Here is a 20606-nt window from a genome sequence, read left to right on the forward strand (position 1 = left end):
TCGAACCCCACGGCTATCTGTCAGGTATCCTGACTGCAATTGCACAGGGCCACAAACAGGCCGACATCAACGAACTGCTTCCCTGGAACTACGCAAAGACCCTGTGACCGGCGCACCGCTTACGATAAAAGTAGATGAATCGGCTGAAATAATGGAAGCCAATCACTGAAAGGATAGCCAAAGCCCGCAGTCCATCGAGTTCTGCGAGACGTTTGTGTTGGCGCGGTGTCAACTCAGTGATGTTCTCCAGCTTTGCTCTGCGCTATTTTGTTTCGCTGTAATTGTTGCGTTAGTTGATAGGTGCACCTGTTCCCGTAACGTCGCAGACAATTCTGACTGTGAACAGCATTATTCACTGCTGTCTGCAGGGGAGCGACCGGTGTTGCGTGGCGTTCTCCGTGAGCCTTCTTGCGGGCGTATTTTTCTGGAGCGATGACTTTGTGGAAGCAATTCTTCCGCCAGGTTTCTAGGTCGGTTCGACCGTGTTCGCACTTTTGATCCGCCTTGTCTGGGGTCTCCTTTTTCAACTCGATCCTTTCGCCTTCTCTTATCAGATGTCTTTTCCTGTTCAGATGCCGGAGAAAAAGTAACCTGACCCTTGCTCAGGATGATCGCTAGCAAGACGGTGAAGGTTGTCGAAATTGCCATTGTGCGCAGGGGATAGTCCACGAGGCTGTGCAACAACACAGCAAGCACGGATAGTGTTGCGGCCTGGGTTAGCGGTGTTCGCATGGCGTGGCGAAAGAGCAGGATCAGGAGGAGAGCAATCAACGGGATGAAAAAGAGAAAACCGATCTCAAGAATGAGTTCCAACCAGTCGTTGTGCGCGTGATTTGCGAACTCCCTTGTCATATCCTCCTGGGGTTCGAACATCGGATAAATGAATATGAAAGTTCCGAGCCCGGTTCCGACAAGCCAGTGTTCTGAAATGGCCTTTATCGTGTTCTTGTAAAAGATGAGGCGCAAGTCTCCATCGACGCTTGAACCTGATTCCAGGAAGGCGGCGCTGACCGCAGCCAAGAGCAGCAAAACAATGATTGCTCCGATCCGGACAATTGCGCTGTCTTTTTCGGTCGCTTTCCAGAACAAGCAGAAAATTGCCAGAGCTGCTGAAATGCCCATTCCTGCGCGCGATCCAACGGCAAATAGAAAAATGACCAATAGTAATGCCAAGACTATGTAAATGAGCGGCTGCTTCTCGTACCACATAAACCGCCAGGCAATAAGCGGGATCATCATGAAAACGAGAGTAGAAAAGTGGTTTTGATTGGCAAACAGGCCGGAAGTGATTGTAAAAGGAAAGACGCCTTCAATCTGCACGCCGGTTCCATGGGAAAGTTCTATTACGCCAGCGACAAGATTTATGATGAAACCGAGAAACAAATAACGAATTAGCAGGTGTTGTTCATACTCTCCGAAGCAGGAAATGAAGACAAAAAAACCAAGCAGAGGAAGTGTGAACAAGATCGATTCGAGACTTCCCTGTGCTGATAGTGTCCAGAAGCGCGGTTGTGGCGCCAGACCTTCGGCCGCCGGAACCAGATCGTGGAGATTCAGTGGTATGAACTGAAGGAGACACAGGAAAACAATCATGAACACAAGCGTCTTGCTCAGGGTATCCAGTCGCCACTTGTCGATGCTCAATAAACCTATGACCAGCGCGGGAAGCATCGTGATTTGCACGATGTGATCGGTCCACAGGCGTTGGATTGTTCCACCTCCGAGGAGCATTGCAAGTACGATCACGATGCCGGCGTAGTTGATACGCACTTTGTCGACTAGGGAATGAATGGGCCTGGCTCCATGCTTTGTATATTTACCGCGCATTCGCGTTCCAAAAATCCAGACGAAACTTTGAGACGGCCTTGAGCCAAACTGAGATCAATTCGAGATCCAATCCTACTGGACACGCGAGATCGAAACGGATTTCAAAAGCAGCGATCCGGAATAGCGATTGTTCCAGCTTTCGACGTAATTGTCGTTGACAAGCCGGAGGCGTTGCGTCCCACAACCGGTTAATGGAATTGTGAAATCCGTGTTGACGCGTTGTTCCGAACTCCCGCCGATCGCGAACTCGACGCTTGTCAGTTCCGTTGCTTTGCGCGCTTCAAGGCAATCAACTACAAGCCTGATCGGTTTTGGACCTCTCAAACTGCGTGTGGCGTAGTCGATTGTGAGCTTGAAACGTGATGGTGGAAGCTGCGTCAGGATGACTACAGAATCGAACCGGACGGGACTGTCAAGAAATCGAACCTGGAGCGCGCGCTCCTTGCCAGTTTGGTTGTTCTCCAGTTCAATGATCGAATAGTCCATGCCGGATTGATTTCTCAGGCTCCAGTCGAACTGGTTGCCATTGGGTGACAGGTTGAAATGACCATTAAAGACATAGCCGTTTTCCTGTTTTTCAGTGTCATCCAATGTGTTGAGAAACATCTGATAGGCCAGATCGGCTTTCCCCTGACGTATGAGACGGTTCGTGAAGCGGTTGATTTCCGGGCGAATGGCATTGTGGTGATCGACGTTGAAATCAAAAAGAACGCGATTTACCAGCAACGCGGCTTCGGGATCCTCTGAAAGTATCCTGATCATCCAGACTGGCCCTCCAGGCAGGTCGCCAAACCTTTTGATGATTTGCTGGTAGCCTTCGGGGTCTGAAAGGATGTAGGGCAACTGGGGCGCTATGACGTCGCGGTATTGTGGCCATCTTCGAAAGATCGTTTCAGCCGTTGTCACTGCCTCATTCAGTCGTTCTTTCTGGACTTGCCAGACAAATCTGCGACTAAGCGCCTGTATTTCGATCGGAAGGATCGCCAATGCGGCGCTATAATAGACTTGCGCCTGTTGCATCTTGTTGGCGGCTTCTTCCGAGAGCCCCAATATGCTGAGGTATCGAGCGTCGTATGGCTCCATAGCTGAACCAGTCATTGCGACGGGTCGAATACTCGACGGATCAGCAGAAGGAACTTCCGCCAGGCGTTTTGTCAGAATTCTGACGCGCGCTTCCGAATTCAATGGGTTAACGGCAAGCGCGTGATCAGGGTCTGTTTCTGAATATAGATTGCTTCGCGTGTTAGCTAAAACGGCGAGCGATACGACCAACGAAATCGCCAATAGCAGAAGACGAACGAGCAACGTCAAAGGTCTTGTCGTCATCATCTTGTCCGTGATGTTCCAACCGCGCGCTTTCGGAGCCAGCGTAGGAATAATAGTTATAATGCATGTATCTGTGTGCGTAGTTGTAGTCGAGTTTGCTGATAGAGAATTTTGTCAGAGTTGTTCCCACGACATTCGCACCTGCTGAACGCAGGCGATTAAACGCCGCTTTGGCGGCCTTGCGCGTTACCTGCTTTGCGGAAACCACCATCAACGTGGCGTCTGCCTGACGCGCGAGAATGGGAGCATCAGAAAGGCCCATCACAGGCGGCGAATCGATGATGACCAGATCATATCGCTTTTTGCAATAATGTATCGTTAGTCCCATCTTTTGAGAAACCAGCAGATCTGCCGGATTAGGGGGGATCGTTCCTGCGGACAGGAAAGTGACGTTCGGATTGTTCGTTTTCCTGAATATATCCATCGCGGTTCCGCTCTTGACGACATTCGAAAGCAGATTGCTCAGCCCGATGCCGTTGTCGGTGTTGAACATGCGATGCAGGCGAGGCTTTCTCATATCAGCGTCAATGATCAGCACGCGTCTGCCGAGACTTGCGAAATCTTCGGCAAGTTTGTAGGCAGTTGTGGTTTTGCCTTCCGATGGTTCGGCGCTCGTTACAACAAGCGTGCGAATACTCTCGTCGGTCCCTGTGAACTGAACGGATGTGCGCAAGGTGCGATAGGCTTCCGACAATTGCGAGCCCGGAGTCTGAAACGCTTGCGATATTTCACTTTCAGGAACCCGCGGAATCGTTCCAAGTACAGGAACTTTCAACTCATCTTCGAGCTGATCGGGAATTGTAAACGTATTGTTCAAGAGTTCCAAAACATAGATCGTCGCCACCGCGAATAGACCGAACAACCCCACGGCGAAAACAAGATTCTTCGAAAGACGCGGCGTGTAGGGAGAACCAGGCGTATGGGCAATGTCGATTATCGATGCATTGGCGGATCTGATCTCAGAACCAATGCCAATATCGCCAAGTTTGCTTATCAATGAATCATACTGGGCGCGATTTGAATCAACTTCTCGCTTTAGTATTGTGTATTGGATGTTTTTTTCCTGAAATTCGGATTGCTCCGATTCCAAACCTGCAAGCGTGCTTTTTAGCGCTGCTTCCTTCTGTTTGGCTTGCTCGTATTTCAATTTGACAGATTCAGCGATGGCCGCAATTTCGGCGTTCATCTGCTTTTGCAGTTCATTGATCTGGGCCTGCAAGCGCTGCATCTCCGGATACCCAGGCTTCAGGGTCGCCAGCTTCTGCATATATGTGGCTCTAAGATTGGCTATGGACTGCTTGTTGGCCTGAATGGACGGACTGCTGAAGACCTCTGGCAGCGCAGCGGCGTTGCCTTCATCGATTTGCCTATAATACCGTTCTGCCGCCAAACGCTCCTGAATCGCTTCTGAAAGCGCGCTGTTGATTTCACTGATGTTGCCGGACACAAGGGACGCCTCGTCTCCTGTCAGTGTTATGCCCTGCTCCTGAGCATATTGTACAAGCGCCTTTTCCGACTCTTGAAGTTTTGCTTTGGTGTCACGCACCTGATCTTCGATGAACTGACGCGCCAGCGTCGTTGTTTCACTTTTCTGGTCTATGTTCTGATCGATGTAACTTTGCGCGAGTTGGTTGGCCACCAGTGACGTGTATTTCGGGACGGGATGTCGGAATTCCAATGTAATCAAACTGGTGTTTTGGACGAAAGTTGCTGATGCGCCGCCTCTCACACGATTTACTGCGATGCTTTCTCGCCGTTCCGGCGACCAATCAGAGATGTTGGTTGAAGAACTGGTGCCGAATACCTTGTGAACAATGTTCATCAAGGAAAAGGAAGGTTTGGGAGCAAGAAAATCAGCATCTTCGGTAAGATTGAGAGCGAACACAACACGGCGCGCCAAATCTCTTGACAACAATTTCTGCCGCGCGGTTTCGAATGTACGCCAGTCATTCCTCTGGGACACCACTTCCAGGTCTTGAATAACCTGGGCGCCTTGCGCAAAAATTTCCACTTTGGCTGAAGCGCGATAGTACGGCGTTTGCATAAAGGTAAACAGCACGCCGCAGACCACGCCGACGAAAACGAAAGACGCAATCATCCACCTGTAGTGGACCACATACCAAAGCAACTTTAGTGGATCGAAGCCTTCCTCATCCTGAGCAGGATCAGCGTAAGCTCCGTATCCATACGGCTGATGGTGTACAGGATAAGCTGGCACGCCTGCCTGATGTCCAGGATATGCGACCGGGACTGGCGGCTGATCACGCATCATGTCTGAAGCCCTGACGGTCCCTTGTTGCCAATGTTCTCATATCCCGGGCACCAGACCTGTGGCGGAGGTTGCGATGCCAAGCGCTTCCCTCAGGTTCTTGGCCGCAACTTTCGTTGCAGAGGTAAATGAGACGACGACATCGCCCCCGTATATTCTGGGATCAGGCTGTTTGCCTGCCCGAATGGATTTGATGCTGTAATTTGCGACAAGCGTCTTGTCGCCAAATTTTCGAAAAACGTACACCTTGCTGTCGTCTGCGATGTTTGAGAGTCCGCCAGCCAAAGCGAACGACTGAACCAATGTCATGTTGCTCGTGACCGGATAAATGCCGGGTTTCGAAAACTCCCCATCCATTGTCACCCGTTGTCCCGCCGATTCCTTCATGAAGATCGTGACTTCAGGCGACTGAAGATACTTGGCTCCGTATATGCGTTCGATTTCCGCTTCGGCTGTTGGAACCGTTTTGCCTGCGACCTCGACGGCGCCTATCAGCGGGAGTGATATTTTGCCATTGGAGTCCACCCGCACCGTTCGATCGAGATCGTCGACCTGAAAGACATCAACTTCGAGAAGATCGCTTGCCGAGATCAGTTCGTCTGCTCCGCTGTTGGTATTGGGCGGAGGAGGCAGGTCTTTGACGACCTTGAGGTTTCCGTCTGTTGAGCCGACATTTCCAACCTCATTCACCGAAGACAGCGAATCGGACGTGTTGTTGCAAGCGGTCAGGAGCGTTAGCACGGCAAATGCAAATGCTGTTGCAAAAAATCCAGTAACTACTTTAGCCATCAAATTCACCGCCCGTCTGAATCGCAAACTGCAACCGTGTCCAAACTTGGAGGTACGAGTCAGCCATCTTACGATCGTTTGGTTGTCGCGCCAAAACTCTCACGCTGGCTTGTCCGCGAGACGTTGATACGAACTTACGTACCATCTAATGCCTAATCAAGCATGAATCGTCTGCTCGATGATTGGCGCAAGCGCGAGTTTTCCAAAACTGTATGCCAAATCTCGTTTTCGACAATTCACTATGCTACTTCGAACAAAGTGGCGCGAAGGTACATTAAACTCCTGAAAATTGCTGAAACAAAATGTCATGTTGTTTCCGGATATGCTGTCATTAAGAGGACGTAAGTAGGTTATCATGTAGACTGACAATCGGTAATGGCGTTATCGTAGGGGCAATCATGTGTTGAAATGGAATGTGGTGGCGACGAAGCCGGCGCGAGAGCGGTTGGCCTGCGCACAAATGACAGATCAAGGTTTCGAAGTATTCTTCCCCGAGATCAGGAATGTCGTGTTACGGGGTGGTTTGGAACGCGCATTCAGGAAGCCTCTTTTCCCGGGATATCTGTTTGTCGTCTATGAAGAAGACGCAGCTCGCTGGAGAGCGATAAACGGAACCCTCGGGGTTAAAAACCTTCTCATGCAAAATCAAAAGCCTGGCGTTTTGCCGAGCGGGTTTATAGAAGCGCTGCAGGAAAACTGCTCGGATGATGGCCTTGTCGCGCAATATCGGTTGTTGAGCGTCGGCGACAACGCCTCAATTGCCAGCGGGGCCTTCGCCAACCACATCGGAAAGTTGCTGGAGGTTGACGCAAAAGGCAGGGTTGCAATACTTCTTAATATTCTGTCGTCGGAACGGCGGGTCGTCACGAGCCTGGAAAATTTGGCGCCGGCCTGACAGCCTAGTGAAAAGTTGTATGTCAATCAAACCTGTGTTGAATGCTCAATTGTTTTTGGATCGCCACGTTTCAACGGCTTTTGCTCGTGAAAGGTGCTCGTGATGTTCAAGCACGCGACGACAATCGATATAGAGTCGCCTGAAAGCCTTGCTTTGAAACAGCCGGTCTACCAGAGCAAGAAGCCGATCATTACCAGATTGCGGGTCCAGCTTTTGGGCGCTCTTCTTTTCTGCGTTTTTCTGCCGGCCGTGTTACGCACGGGCCACCTTGATTTTACACGCCAGGAATCAGTTTTATTCGCGGCCTTTGGCGCGACGTTTTCTCTTTTTTTGGGCTTGTTTCTTTTCCGCCGGCTCAGCGACTATCCGGGCGTCAAATCCGGTTCACACGTCCTGATCTCGATTTCCATTCCGTTTGGTCTCATGGCCGCTGCGTTTCTTTTCCTCCGCCTCGACTATAGCCGGTTTGTATTCATAGCGAGCTACGTTCTGTCCCTGGTCTGGTTCCTGGGCATACACTTTTTCGTTTTGACGCGCGTAAAACCACGCCTGCTGGTGGTCCCGGGCGGCAACGCCGACAAGTTGACTGGTATCCCTGATGTCGAATGGGTCTGGCTTGCGGAACCCGAAGACGCGCATGGCCGATCGAGCGCCATTGTCGCCGATCTTAGATTTGATCTTTCTGATAAATGGCAGCGGTTCATTGCCGATTGCGTCATAAACGGAATTCCGGTCTATCACTCCAAACAGGTGGCCGAGTCCGTTACCGGGAAAGTCTCGATCGAGCATCTTTCAGAAAACAATTTTGGTTCGCTTATCCCGAATATGGCGTATCTGAAGATCAAGCAGCTGTTCGATCTGACGTTTGCGCTCCTGGCGCTTCCGTTTTTCATTCTTTTGTACCTTCTGGTTGCTCCCGTTATCCTTCTGAGTATGGGCCGTCCGGTGTTTTATTCTGACCGCAGGATCGGGTATCGTGGACAGGCGTTCAACGCGTACAAGTTTCGCACAATGCGAAATGAGGCGGCGAACGAAACCAACCAGCTCGAAGCCTCGATGACCAAGGAAGACGATGCGCGCATCACGCCGTTCGGTCGCGTTCTCAGAAAATTTCGCATCGATGAAACGCCGCAGATCCTGAATGTTCTTCTGGGGCAGATGAGTTGGATCGGGCCAAGACCGGAGGCTGTCGCGTTGTCGAGGTCATATGAGGCGGCTCTGCCGTTTTATCGCTATCGCCACGCTGTAAGGCCCGGAATTTCTGGTTGGGCGCAAGTCAACCAGGGCCATGTCACGTCTACATCTGACGTGCATCACAAGCTTCAGTACGATTTTTTCTACATCAAGCAAGTCTCTCCATGGCTTGATATACTGATCGTCATGCGGACGGTTCGTACAGTTTTGTCCGGTTTCGGCGCCAAGTAGTAAAGAGTTCAAGGAAGGGCGATCAATGCGCATAGTGATGATAGGGGCCGGCTATGTCGGCCTGGTTTCCGGGGCCTGTTTCGCCGATTTCGGTCATAATGTGATATGCGTCGACAAGGATACGCAACGGCTGGACGCGTTGAGAAATGGCCGGATGCCAATTTTTGAGCCTGGGCTTGATGTTCTCGTCGAAGAAAACAGTGGACAGGGTCGGTTGGAGTTTACCGACGACCTGATCGAAGTTGTATCCCAGGCGGACATTGTCTTCATTGCTGTGGGAACGCCGTCGCGCCGCGGCGATGGATATGCGGATCTGTCATACGTTTATGGGGCCGCGCGCGAAATCGCCGCCGCCTTGAACGGTTTTACGGTCATTGTGACCAAGTCAACCGTGCCCGTTGGAACGGGTGATGAGGTTGAGCGGATTATTGCGGAGACTAACCCGAAGGCGGAATTCGCCGTTGTATCGAACCCGGAGTTTCTGCGCGAAGGATCGGCAATCGAGGACTTCAAACGGCCGGACCGCATTGTGATCGGAACGGACAACGAAAAAGCGCGAAATCTTATGGAAGAAGTCTATCGCCCGCTTTATCTGAACGCTTCTCCAATCCTGCACATGAACCGGCGAACCGCTGAACTGACCAAGTATGCGGCGAATGCCTTTCTGGCGATGAAGATCACCTTCATCAATGAGATGGCCGACCTCTGTGAGCAGGTTGACGCCGATGTCCAGGACGTGTCGCGCGGCATGGGAATGGATCAACGAATTGGTTCGAAATTCCTTCACGCTGGACCGGGTTATGGTGGATCGTGTTTCCCCAAGGACACGTTGGCGCTCGTCAAGACGGCGCAGGACGCCGACAGTCCGACGCGACTGATCGAGGCGACGGTGTCCGTAAACGATCAACGCAAACGCGCGATGGCGAGGAAGGTCATACGTGCAGTCGGCGGAAAGGTGAGGGGGAAGACGATCGGAATTCTGGGTCTGACCTTCAAACCGAATACCGATGACATGCGGGAATCACCGGCCATCTCCATCATTCAGGCTCTTGTCGACAAGGGTGCAGAGATAAGAGCGTTCGATCCGGAGGGGATGCAGCAAGCGAAGCCTCTGCTTCCTTCGCGCGTTGCGTTTTGTAATTCAGCCTATGAGGCGGCTGAACAGGCATCTGCGCTTGTTATCGTTACTGAGTGGAACGTCTTCCGATCTCTCGATCTCGATCGTTTGAAAATGCTAATGGCGTCTCCGGTCCTCGTCGATCTTCGCAACATCTACAGACCTGAACAGGTGCGTCAGGCTGGCTTTACCTATGCCTGTATTGGTCGTGGCGATCGAGGTTTGCTTGATGCTCCAGAAGCAGCGCGCGCAGCCGAATAGTTAATGGCACACTTATCCTTGTAACCAACAAGCAGGAGCAGCGAGCGTGAAAGGCATCGTACTAGCCGGGGGATCGGGGACAAGACTCTATCCCGCCACCTTGGCGGTATCCAAACAGATCCTGCCGATATACGACAAGCCGATGATCTACTATCCCATCGGGGTGCTCATGCTGGCTGGCACTCAAGACATTCTGATCATCTCGACACCTCGGGATCTACCGCAATTCCAGGCTCTACTTGGTGATGGAAGCGCATTTGGCGTTAATTTCTCTTATGCGGAGCAAGCGCATCCAAATGGATTGGCTGAAGCGTTCATCATCGGCCGGGACTTTGTCGGAAGCGATTCTGCAGCTCTTATCCTGGGCGACAATATCTTTTACGGTCACGGGCTCCCGGACATCTGCCGTTCAGCAGCGGCGCGGCAAGAGGGAGCTACGGTTTTTGCGTATCATGTCAATGACCCTGAACGATACGGAGTGGTGGATTTCGACAAGACGACAGGTCTTGCCCGTTCAATCGAGGAGAAGCCGCAGGAGCCAAAGTCGAACTGGGCTGTGACGGGACTGTATTTCTACGATAACGACGTTCTGGATATCGCCGCTTCCATTGAACCCTCCCATCGTGGTGAACTGGAGATCACAGACGTCAATCTTGCATATCTCAAGCGTGGTGATCTTATGGTCGAGCGTCTTGGTCGGGGATTTGCATGGCTGGATACGGGAACGCATGACAGTTTGCATGAAGCCTCTTCTTTCGTGCAGACGATCGAACGAAGGCAGGGTTTCAAAGTTATGTGTCCGGAGGAAATAGCGCTTGAACTGGGCTATGTATCGGCTGATTTCGTTCTTGCGCGGGCCGAGACTCTCGGCAAGACGGCCTATGCCGAATATTTGAAGCTGCGCGCCAGGGAGCATGGGATTGGTTGAGATCAGACCGCTTCGGTTGCCCGATGTTCGGGAAATCAAGCCGGCGCGACATGGCGATGATCGCGGCTTTTTCTCTGAGGTGTATAACCGTCGCTCGATGAGCGACAAAGGTTTGGACATCGAATTTGTACAGGACAATCACTCCCATTCCAGGGAAGTGGGTGTTCTTCGTGGGCTGCATTTCCAAATGCCGCCATTTGCACAGGACAAGCTAATCCGGGTGACGAAGGGACGGATATTCGACGTAGCGGTCGATATTCGCAAGGGATCTGCAACGTATGGCCAATGGGTTGGACTGGACGTTTCGGCGGAAGCCTGGAACCAGATTTTTGTGCCCAAAGGCTTTGCACACGGTTTTGTTACGCTCGAGCCGGACACGGAAGTTCTCTACAAGGTGACTTCGTTATACTCGCCCGAGCATGATCGAGGGATAAGATTTAATGACCCCGATATAGGGATTGATTGGCCAGTTGATGAAGCCGATCTCACTCTTTCCCCAAAAGATCGTGACGCGCCCTTCTTGCACGAGAGCGAAACGGGATTCTGATGGACAGAAAAGCTATGGCAGTGACCGGCGGCGCCGGGTTTATCGGGTCGGCAGTGTGTCGGCATCTGGTTTCGACGGGGCGCTACCGGGTCATCAATATCGACAAGCTGACCTACGCGGGCAACCTTGCCTCGCTCAAGACAATCGACAATGACCCCAACTACGAATTCCACCGAGAGGATATCTGCAACGAATCCGGCGTTCTGGACATTTTGGAGCAATACCGTCCCGATGCGATCATGCATCTTGCGGCGGAAAGCCATGTGGACCGCTCGATCGACGGTCCGGCGGCGTTTGTCGAGACCAATGTCGTCGGAACCTTCCGACTTCTCAATGCCGCGTTGACCTATTGGAACAGTCTGGATGTGGACGGGCGGGCGCGTTTCCGGTTTCATCACATTTCCACGGACGAGGTCTTCGGTGATCTGCCGTTCGACAGCGGCGTCTTTACCGAGGAGACACCCTATGCGCCGTCGTCGCCCTACTCGGCTTCGAAGGCGGCGTCCGACCATTTTGTGCGCGCCTGGGGCGAGACCTATGGCTTGCCGGTCGTGCTTTCGAACTGCTCCAATAATTACGGCCCCTATCACTTCCCTGAAAAGCTGATCCCGCTCGTCATTCTGAATGCGCTGGAGGGCCGGGCGCTGCCGATTTACGGCAAGGGTGAGAATGTCCGCGACTGGCTCTTCGTCGAGGATCATGCGCGCGCCCTGGAAGCCGTCATGGCGAAGGGAAAGCCGGGCTCCAGCTACAATGTGGGCGGAAACAGCGAACGCACCAACCTGCAGGTCGTCGAAACAATCTGCTCGATCCTGGACGCCAAGCTGCCCCGGGGCGGCGGAAAGTCGTATCGTGATCTCATTACGTTCGTCACTGATCGTCCCGGACATGACCGCCGATACGCGATTGATGCATCGCGGATTGATGCAGAGCTGGGCTGGCGGCCGACGGTGAGTTTTGAGCAGGGGCTGGAGAAGACCATCGACTGGTATCTCCAGAACGAATGGTGGTGGCGGCCACTGAGGGAAGAACGCTATGCGGGAGAGCGCCTAGGCGTGGCGGCCCGATGAAAGTTCTGGTAACCGGCCAAACCGGCCAGTTGGCCAGTTCCCTTAAAGAGAGGCTCCAGAGCGAGGCGGATATTGAGGCCGTGTTTACCGGCCGCCCGGCGCTCGATCTCGAACGACCGGACACAATAGCGCCTGTCGTTCGTGACGCCGCGCCGGACGTCGTCATCAACGCGGCGGCGTGGACGGCGGTGGATGCGGCGGAAGACGAGTTCGAACGTGCGATGACAGCCAATGCGCGCGCGCCGGAAGCATTGGCGCAGGCCTGCGGCGATATCGGAGCGCGGCTGATTCATATGTCGACCGACTATGTGTTCGACGGGAACAAGGCGGGCGCATACACCGAGGATGACCCGGTGAACCCGCAATCCGTCTACGGTCGCTCGAAGCTGGAGGGGGAAATCGGCGTTCGGCGGGCGCTACCTGATCACCATATCATCTTGCGCACCGCCTGGGTCTATAGTCCTTTTGGCCGCAACTTTCTCAAGACGATGCTTGCGCTGGCGGAGAACCGGGATGAGGTGTCGGTAGTCGACGATCAAATCGGCACTCCGACATCGGCCCTGGACATCGCAGAGGCGATCGCCGCCATTCTCGCCGCATGGCGCGAGCGGCCGGGAGCAGGGCTGGGGCGGACCTACAATTGCGCGGGCTCGGGCGAGGCGAGCTGGGCCGAATTCGCCCGGCATATCTTCGCCGCGAGTGCCGCGGCGGGTGGACCCACAGCGCGGGTCAAGGGTATTCCTACGTCAGCCTATCCGACGAAAGCGACGCGGCCGAAAAATTCGCGACTGGTTTGCGAGAATTTGGAGAGAGAGTTTGGCGTCGCCATGCCTGACTGGCGTGTTTCTACCGAAGAGACTGTGCTGCGCTTGATGGATGAGGTGGAATGATACCCTTTCAAGTTATTGTTTTTATTAGATAAAATAAAATGTATGCGATTTCTTTTACGGATCTGGCTTTGTTTCGGGAATTTGCGTTTTCATAGTTGAGCCTCCAATCATCAGTCCAACTGTTCCCTCAACCCAACGCAGAATTTATAGCACATTTCGCAGAAAAATGCAGCAACTATGTTCTCCAGCATCGATAGGTGGGCAAAGCTCAATAGAGGAACCGCGCGCTTTCGGGAAGGCCGAATAGCCAGGACTGATAGGGCAGGTAGCATTGCGCGAAATGACGCGATAGCGCGGTCCAGACTCCGAATACAAGAATGAGTCCCAGATAGGGCGCGGATATCCAGAGCTGGCGCGATTTGCGGATGCTCAGGAAAGGTATGCGGGAAAAAATGATCGTCTGGATCGGGATTAGATAATATCCGAGCCGGTCTCCGATGACGGACGAAAACGGCAGGAGCAGGATCATGGCAAGCATGACGACGGCGATAACGGTCACCAGCTTGTAGTCATGAGGGAATTCGACAGCCCATTTCTTTCGCAGAACAACAAAATATAGCGCGCCGGTGCCTGTCAGAAGTATCAGCCGGAAAGCCGCGCCGGCAGCGTCAATGCCGGTGTCGACATAACGCTCGATCGCCAGGTCGGCGCTGTCGGTGGAAAGCAGGGCCGCCAGTCCGGGAAGGGCAAGCACTCCGGCCAGGATCAGTTTTCGTCTTGTCAGCCTTCCCTTGACCAGTGGCGCCATGAGAATGAAGATCATGGCGCTGGAGTGAATGGTTGCGGCAAGCACCGTGAAGACGACGAAGCGAATCTGGCGCTGATCGAGAAAGGCGGCGAACGCCAAGCTTATCAGGCCAATCGCTGCGCCCTGGCGTATGCCGGACATCGGCATGTTGATGATCAGGATTGGAAAGAGCAGAACGAGAAAACTGAGCGGATCCGGCTGCCGTTTCGCCAGCGCATGCATACCAAGGAAAAACATGGCGGAAGACACGACGTTCAGCCAAGGGTAGGCGAAGTCAAAACGGTTCAGAAGGGTTATGACGCCCTTCCAGAGCGGCTCTCTAATATCGACGCTGACAAGGTCGTCAATGACATAATTGCTGTACGCATAGAACTGGTTGTAATATCCGGACCAGTCGCATCCTACTTCAAAGCGGAACGCTGAAAACAGGAACAAGCACAGCAGAAGCGCGGGGTAGAGCGTGTTTCGTGCTGCGCGCGATGCCATGTAGCGCAGCGCGACAAGCAGATTGAAGAGCCCGAAATAAAGCACGCTTCAGGATACTCCAGCTGCTTCTTGCATCAGTTTGACCATGCGCGGCCCCTGCGCCTGGAGGCTGTAGTTCTTTTCCACCTTCTCGCGACCAGCCTTGCCCATGCGCTGTCGCAGATCTGAATCCGAGAGCAGGGTGGTCAATGCATCGCGCCACTCCTGATCGCTTTCCGCCAAGAAACCGTTGACGTCATGTTCGACGATCTGAGTGTTGACGCCAATTGGAGAAGCGATGACCGGCAGGCCGCAGGCCATGTACTGGATCAGTTTGTAGCCGCATTTGCCTTTCGCCCACGGGGTGTCTGCGAGCGGCATGACGCCAATGTCCATTCCCTGGATGAGAGCGATCTCGGTATCTTCAGACCAGGGAATGAACTCCTTGTCGGTTTCTTCAGACGGTTTCAAATCCGCTCCTATTGCGCGAAAGGTTGCATTCTGAGATCGGATCGTCGGGCGAAGCATCTCAAACAACGGCATCCCGAAATTGGCCCATGTATCAGGCGTCCCGATCCATCCGACCCGGCGTCGATCATCAGTCGCCTGTTTCTGCGTTGAATACTGTGCTGCATCCACGACCGTTGGCACCACTTCCACAGTCCTAGCGCCAGCCGTCTTTGCGCGACTAGCAAGATATTCGTTCCCGGCCACCACAAGCGTGGACGCGGCCATGAGCCGGTCTATCTTGGTTGCCAGAAGCCCTCTTACGATAGCGCTTTTATGGAGGTCGTATCGGTGAAACACCGCATCGTCATAATCCGCCACAATGGGGATATTTGCAGGAAGCAGAGCATGTTCCAGAAACCAAGGAAGCCATGGAAAGGCTTCCTTCTCAACCCATAAGAGATCTGCTTTTTTCTTCGCCACAAGCCGCTTTGCCCTCGCCAGATAATAACGGATTGTATCGAACCCCTTGGGCTGGCCGTTATAAAAGGCTTGCAGATAGGCTTCATCGAAGAATGGAAACACCTCGACCTCGACGCCATTATTCGCCAACAGCGGGACATACTGCATTGTCCGCAACCTGCTGGAAGCGCCGAGACGTGAATACCGGGAGAGCAGAAGAACTTTCACGAAGTCTGCTTGGAATCATCACCCAGGGTGCGTGAATAGATCTCACGATATGCTTCTGTTCCCTTGGCAAGCGAAAATATTTCCTCCGCTGCGTTTCTGCAGCGTTGCGGCAGATCATGATCGCGAAGCAATTCGACAAGTGCCTTGTAGGCTTGGGCCATATCGTCTTTACTATCGCTCTTGACTAGTACTCCGACGCGATGGTCATTGATGATTTTTGCAACATCTCCGACGCCTTCATTGGCCACGACGGGAAGTCCGCAACCAAGGACCTCACCAAGGCGCGTGGGAGCGCTGCCCAACTTGCTTAACCCATCAGTAAAAAACATCACCGAAAGACTGTGGGTCCGCACTGCTTCTGGCATCATTTCTGTGGGGCGCGAAGCAATGGTGAGACGGTCGCTTAGGCGGTTGTTCGGATCTATCGCCAATAGAACGGAGTTCGCATTGTCGCGTGTTACGATATCGAACTGCGCGACAGGATCTTGCCTGAAAACCGTAGATAGCCATGCAGCGAGCCATTCGGTCCGAAACCAACCCGACAGAATGGTTCCGATACAGCCATGCACTATGGGACCCTTCGCACTGTTTGGCGCCGGAGTGAAGCGATCAAGATCGGCGCAGGTCGGGATGACGACAATATGCTGTTGTAAGAGCTCCGCCGGATATTGTAGTCTCAGGTATTCGGCTGCCGCATGGGTAAGTGAGACAACCGTTGCCGCCCGTTTCAAGCATGCGCGCTCCACCGCAATAATGGTTCGATGCAAAAACGAGTCACGCTTCAGGCGACTGGCCGTGATCAATTCTTCCGGCCACAACGCGCGCATATCGAATATAAATGGTGCGCCTGTTATCCGGTTCACAGCCAGTGCAACAGCAGCTGGAATATAAGAACGTGCGTGGATCAATTCAGCGCGCCCGTCACGGACCTCGCGCCACACCAGCCAGATCATGCGCAGCATGCTCAGCGCCGGCGCAATAAAGCGCGGGCGGGCGCGAAACCTTTGCGGAAGCCATCGTATGCCACACGCTTTGCAATCATTGCGGGCGCTTGACATAGCCTCCCTATCAGCCCAATCCTCATCCTTTTCATAGGTAATCAGGGTGATTTTGTACTCACGGGAAAGGCCGCGCAGGTAACCCATAACCTGGCTTTGACCGAGCGGCTCAAGCAGGCCATTGCGGGTGACATAGAGGGTTTGGGGATTACTCGAAACGATAGTCAAAGGCTTTGATGTCCGACTTGTATATTTCCGATACAATATCAACCATTTGTGGTGTGTAGGAAGTTCGATAATCCTCTTTTCTCTGACCAATGCGCTCTTGCGTTAGAGGTACTGAATAACCGAGCCGTCTGGATATCTGCGCAAAATCATCTTCCAATCGTTCGTACCGCCCGACGAAATCCACCAAAATTTTTCTTTCTCCGTTATTTCCAGGTTCAGAAATCCAGTCAATCTGATCTCGAAAATGGATATATTTTCTCACATTTCGCCGATAATTCTGTTCTGCCAGTGCAATAACAAAGTCTCTAAATGTCGGTTTGTCGCTCAAATAGGTGGCTGCCCAGCGGTGGTCCGGAAATCTCATATCTGCATCATGCTTTTGTCTCAAATAGTAGTAGGCGCTTACCAGTCTGCTGTATGGATTCCGGACAAAGCTAAACTTGAAATAGCATTCAAATTTGCGGGAATCTGCTGCTTTGTAACGCGACGCAGGAATATGGAATGATTTCTGCGCGTAGAGGCTGCGACGAATGCTGGTTCCTGCGGATTTAGGAATGTGTATGAATATAGCGTTCAATACATCATCCTGATCAAGATACGGATTTTTCAGGGCGCCAATGTGTATTGCAACCGCACTTACGTTGCCTGAGAATTTGAATTCGCAGTGTTTTAGATTGATGCGCAGTATATCAGTTCTAGATAACGTCATGCTGATGTGGATAGAGGTTTCTTGTGCACTACAATACAAGGATGGGCTCAGGATCTATCGATCCATTAGTTCCAGATACTGTGAAGCGGCGATCTCCGGCGAAAACTTGGCAGCCCTCCGCTTGAGAGCTTCCCTGTCAACTGTAGAACTAAGCATTGTCTCTATAGCGCATGACAACTCTTTCGGGTCGCCTGGAGTGGTCAACATGCCATGGCGGCCTTTTTCCAGAATTTCGGCTGGCCCCGACGGGCAATCGGTCGAAACGACTGGTGTACCGCAGGATAACGCCTCGACAATAACGTTCCCAAAACCTTCATAATCTGAAGAAAGCACGAAGAGATCGGCAGTCTTGTAAAACGGCGTCGGGTCCGATTGGAAACCTACGAGGATCACCTGGTCGGCTATACCCAATTCGTTGGCAAGGGACAACACTGCATGGCGCTCCGCGCCGTCCCCCACGAACATCAGCCGGGCATCCGGTCTGTCAAGGCGAGCAAAGGCGCGCAGCAGCAGCGGATGGTTCTTCTGCGCCTTCATACTGCCGACGGTCACAATTCGGGTGCCTTTGGGGCCAGACCATAGCGCTTCTGCAGCATACATGGCCTCGGCGCTCGGCTCGGTTCGTGACGGCACGGGGTTGTAGATGACGTCGAACGCCTCAGGGTGCAGTCCCGACAATGCCGCGATATCTCGGACCACTCCCGAGGAAACACCAACACGATGGTCCGCGAGCCTATAACCAATTGCCATGGACACACGTTGGGCGTGACGATGTAACCATCCCCAATTAGCATACTGAACGGACAAGGTATTATGTTCAGACACCAATACCATGCTGTTATGCCCTGATAAACGTTGAGCGATCGGGGCAACAACTGTAAGTGGCCACATTGCAGCCATGAATACATTTGGTCGACTGTGTCGCAAATAGCGGGGCAGTGAATATAGTAAATCTCTGATCCTATTCTCACCTAAATCCACTACCGTAAAAAACTCTTCAACTTTAGTTAGCAACTCTCCCCGTTTTTGCATCAGAACAAACTCAATTTGGTGTCCAGAACGGTTGAATTCACGTGCCAAATCTATTTGTACTTTTTCGGCGCCGCCGCCTCTAAGATCTGGCATTATTATAGATATTTTCATGAGCTAGATCATTTTTCTAGTGTATTTTATACTTGTTTTTATTTCCACAATTGTGTGTTCGGGTTTAGCTTTCTAGTTATTGGATCCACCAAATTGTATAGCACAATATTGGGAGAATTACTTAAGGTGTAGCCAACAGTAGAGTTAAAATGATAAACTGTTATGCGATTGAATTGTGCGAAGTGAGCCAATACTGATTCTGCCGGGCTATGAAATTGTATTACTTTATCGCTTTTATGCCAGTTTTTCTCCCGAGGATGCTTTACATACAAATCGGCGTCTTCCAACAACTTATTCGCGAGATCACGAGAAGCTTGTGGATCAGGAAACTCGTCGTGCGGAGTGCCAACAATTATTGAATTTGGTATTAGGGAATTTAATTTATCTAGGTCAGATGAATTCAATAATGCTGACCAATCCCAATCCAACACAGTCAAACGTTTGGAATCGACGATATTTGGTGTGTTGGGAAAAATTGTGAAATGCTGTGTGATGCGTTCACGCATCCATTCGGCAACACCATTAGGAAAGACGCCTCTAGTGAGTTTTCTTTTTAAAGTGTTCCCATTTGCGGGCCCCTTACCGTACAAATGACTATTTGGTAGAATGTTCACAGCACCGTCGTCGAATGACTTGATAGTGATCCAAGGCATCATTCGAGCGGCTAAGGCCAATGGAAGGTTTCCCACAACAGCTAAATAACAGGCTCCTCCTGTTATCCATGCAATAAGCATTGCGGGAATAAAGCGCAAAAGGTTGTTAAACACACCGCTTGATCCGACTACATCGTGACTAAACGCTGCGTTATTACGGAACTGATTATAAAGTTCATATACAACAGTAGAGTCTTCTTCTCTATCTTTCTGGTAGAGAAATACTACAGCATATCTGTCATTCGGTGTAATTTTATCTACGATTCGCATGGCAATCAGACATTCAAGTCTAGTGCGAATAAAAAATAGGTTCATTTTCAGGGCGCTTCAGACGTTTTTGTATTGGATTTCAATTAGTTGCCTATGTCCCATAACTGCTATTCACATCGTCCCATAGCTTTAAATCATCGGAATAGTAATACTCTATAAAATTGGTAATGTAATCATCAGTAAAGATTTTATGATATCTGTTATCTCGTGGGACATAGACAAATGAACGAAAATACTCCTTCATCGTAGTTGGAATAATCCGACGCAGAGGTCTTGTGGCAGGTTTCGTGTAGTCCAAAGTTTTCCGGAAAAAATCGTTTCTGTATACTACACTTACGTTTTTCTTATGTGTTTTATCATAATAATTTTTGGACAGATTTTCTCCAGTAATTTCGCTCAATTTTTCCAATATTTGTTCGATTTCACTGATGCAAAAAATTTTGTTGTGAATTATTTGACCATCAATGACGATATAGTCGATTTGCCTTTGAAAATGTATGTACTCGCGCTGTAAAAGGCAGTTCGGTTCTGAGCGCCTTAATAAATAATCTATTGTGTCATGAATGTGGTTATTGATTGAATTAGAATCAATATTTTGCAGTGGCTTTGATGAGATCAACTTGAGCCGTTGCGATAGTGAAGATGCAAACCTGTCGTATGGGTTACGAATTATTGCGAATGACCAGTAATCTAATATCTTGTTGTATTGAGATGGAAAATAGTCTCTAACTACAAGTAGCGGTAGATGTTTGTATGCGAGAGAATCTTGATTTTCAGAATACTTTATATTCTTATCCGCGGGAAGTTCTTCATCTTGGAATTGAGTAGTTAATTCTCGAACTGTAGAACCCGCACACTTTGGTATATGGACAAACACGAATTTGTGACGGTTACTAATTATCATCTAATAT

General features: G+C 51.4%; 19 protein-coding genes. 8 read left to right on the top strand and 11 right to left on the bottom strand.

Annotated features, from left to right (window positions below):
* Positions 1-107, top strand: a 107-nt coding sequence (locus tag AAFN47_RS27070; protein ID WP_499812239.1) for a transposase domain-containing protein, incomplete at its 5' end; no start/stop codon positions are given.
* A gap of 241 nt (positions 108-348) precedes the next feature.
* Here AAFN47_RS27070 and AAFN47_RS27075 read toward each other — a convergent pair.
* The 4 genes from AAFN47_RS27075 to AAFN47_RS27090 form a co-directional block, all read right to left on the bottom strand.
* On the bottom strand, positions 349-1827 hold the full coding sequence (locus AAFN47_RS27075) for an O-antigen ligase family protein (RefSeq protein ID WP_499812347.1): 1479 nt from the start codon (positions 1825-1827) through the stop codon (positions 349-351).
* 72 nt (positions 1828-1899) lie between these two features.
* The gene (locus AAFN47_RS27080) at positions 1900-2925 is read right to left on the bottom strand and encodes a tetratricopeptide repeat protein (protein ID WP_499812348.1); all 1026 of its coding nucleotides are present in this window, start codon (positions 2923-2925) and stop codon (positions 1900-1902) included.
* Positions 2926-3070: 145 nt separating this feature from the next.
* Positions 3071-5425 (bottom strand): GumC family protein, encoded by a 2355-nt coding sequence (locus tag AAFN47_RS27085; RefSeq protein ID WP_499812349.1) that lies wholly within the window; start codon positions 5423-5425, stop codon positions 3071-3073.
* Positions 5426-5461: 36 nt separating this feature from the next.
* Positions 5462-6211 (bottom strand): polysaccharide biosynthesis/export family protein, encoded by a 750-nt coding sequence (locus tag AAFN47_RS27090; RefSeq protein ID WP_499812350.1) that lies wholly within the window; start codon positions 6209-6211, stop codon positions 5462-5464.
* 403 nt (positions 6212-6614) lie between these two features.
* On the opposite strand from AAFN47_RS27090, the gene nusG reads away from it, so the two are divergent.
* The 7 genes from nusG to rfbD all read left to right on the top strand — a co-directional run bounded on the left by nusG (position 6615) and on the right by rfbD (position 13344).
* Positions 6615-7106 (top strand): transcription termination/antitermination protein NusG, encoded by a 492-nt coding sequence (gene nusG / locus AAFN47_RS27095; protein WP_499812351.1) that lies wholly within the window; start codon positions 6615-6617, stop codon positions 7104-7106.
* Between the two features lie 102 nt (positions 7107-7208).
* A complete protein-coding gene (locus AAFN47_RS27100) occupies positions 7209-8531 on the top strand; it encodes a sugar transferase (protein ID WP_499812352.1) in 1323 nt (440 codons plus the stop codon).
* Between the two features lie 25 nt (positions 8532-8556).
* Positions 8557-9909 carry a UDP-glucose dehydrogenase family protein gene (locus AAFN47_RS27105; RefSeq protein WP_499812353.1) on the top strand — a complete coding sequence of 451 codons (1353 nt, stop codon included), beginning with the start codon at positions 8557-8559 and terminating at the stop codon, positions 9907-9909.
* A 46-nt stretch (positions 9910-9955) separates the two neighbouring features.
* Complete coding sequence (rfbA, locus tag AAFN47_RS27110; protein ID WP_499812354.1) at positions 9956-10837, top strand: glucose-1-phosphate thymidylyltransferase RfbA; 882 nt, start codon at positions 9956-9958, stop codon at positions 10835-10837.
* Positions 10830-11384: a dTDP-4-dehydrorhamnose 3,5-epimerase gene (rfbC, locus tag AAFN47_RS27115; protein ID WP_499812355.1), complete on the top strand. Its 555-nt coding sequence runs from the start codon at positions 10830-10832 to the stop codon at positions 11382-11384. The genes rfbA and rfbC overlap by 8 nt, the downstream gene beginning before the upstream one ends.
* Positions 11384-12454, top strand: a complete 1071-nt coding sequence (gene rfbB, locus AAFN47_RS27120) for a dTDP-glucose 4,6-dehydratase (protein WP_499812356.1) — start codon at positions 11384-11386, stop codon at positions 12452-12454. Before rfbC ends, rfbB begins: the two co-directional genes overlap by 1 nt.
* A complete protein-coding gene (gene rfbD / locus AAFN47_RS27125; protein ID WP_499812357.1) occupies positions 12451-13344 on the top strand; it encodes a dTDP-4-dehydrorhamnose reductase in 894 nt (297 codons plus the stop codon). Before rfbB ends, rfbD begins: the two co-directional genes overlap by 4 nt.
* 208 nt (positions 13345-13552) lie before the next feature.
* Here rfbD and AAFN47_RS27130 read toward each other — a convergent pair whose 3' ends face one another.
* From AAFN47_RS27130 to AAFN47_RS27160, 7 genes are read right to left on the bottom strand one after another with little or no spacing between them, the layout of a single operon-like run.
* Positions 13553-14623 (bottom strand): EpsG family protein, encoded by a 1071-nt coding sequence (locus AAFN47_RS27130; RefSeq protein ID WP_499812358.1) that lies wholly within the window; start codon positions 14621-14623, stop codon positions 13553-13555.
* 3 nt (positions 14624-14626) lie between these two features.
* Positions 14627-15634, bottom strand: a complete 1008-nt coding sequence (locus AAFN47_RS27135) for a glycosyltransferase family 4 protein (RefSeq protein WP_499812359.1) — start codon at positions 15632-15634, stop codon at positions 14627-14629.
* Between the two features lie 56 nt (positions 15635-15690).
* Complete coding sequence (locus AAFN47_RS27140; protein WP_499812360.1) at positions 15691-16920, bottom strand: glycosyltransferase family 4 protein; 1230 nt, start codon at positions 16918-16920, stop codon at positions 15691-15693.
* The gene (locus AAFN47_RS27145) at positions 16901-17668 is read right to left on the bottom strand and encodes a sulfotransferase family 2 domain-containing protein (RefSeq protein WP_499812361.1); all 768 of its coding nucleotides are present in this window, start codon (positions 17666-17668) and stop codon (positions 16901-16903) included. The genes AAFN47_RS27140 and AAFN47_RS27145 overlap by 20 nt, the downstream gene beginning before the upstream one ends.
* 15 nt (positions 17669-17683) lie before the next feature.
* Positions 17684-18754 carry a glycosyltransferase gene (locus AAFN47_RS27150; protein ID WP_499812362.1) on the bottom strand — a complete coding sequence of 357 codons (1071 nt, stop codon included), beginning with the start codon at positions 18752-18754 and terminating at the stop codon, positions 17684-17686.
* A 56-nt stretch (positions 18755-18810) separates the two neighbouring features.
* Positions 18811-19740, bottom strand: coding sequence for a glycosyltransferase family 52 (locus AAFN47_RS27155; protein WP_499812363.1), 930 nt, complete (start codon positions 19738-19740; stop codon positions 18811-18813).
* Between the two features lie 46 nt (positions 19741-19786).
* Entirely contained in the window at positions 19787-20599 is an 813-nt protein-coding gene (locus AAFN47_RS27160; RefSeq protein WP_499812364.1) for a sulfotransferase family 2 domain-containing protein, read from the bottom strand.
* Positions 20600-20606 lie beyond the last annotated feature (7 nt).

It is taken from the genome of Hoeflea sp. CAU 1731 (genome assembly GCF_039888615.1).
GTDB lineage: Bacteria > Pseudomonadota > Alphaproteobacteria > Rhizobiales > Rhizobiaceae > Flavimaribacter.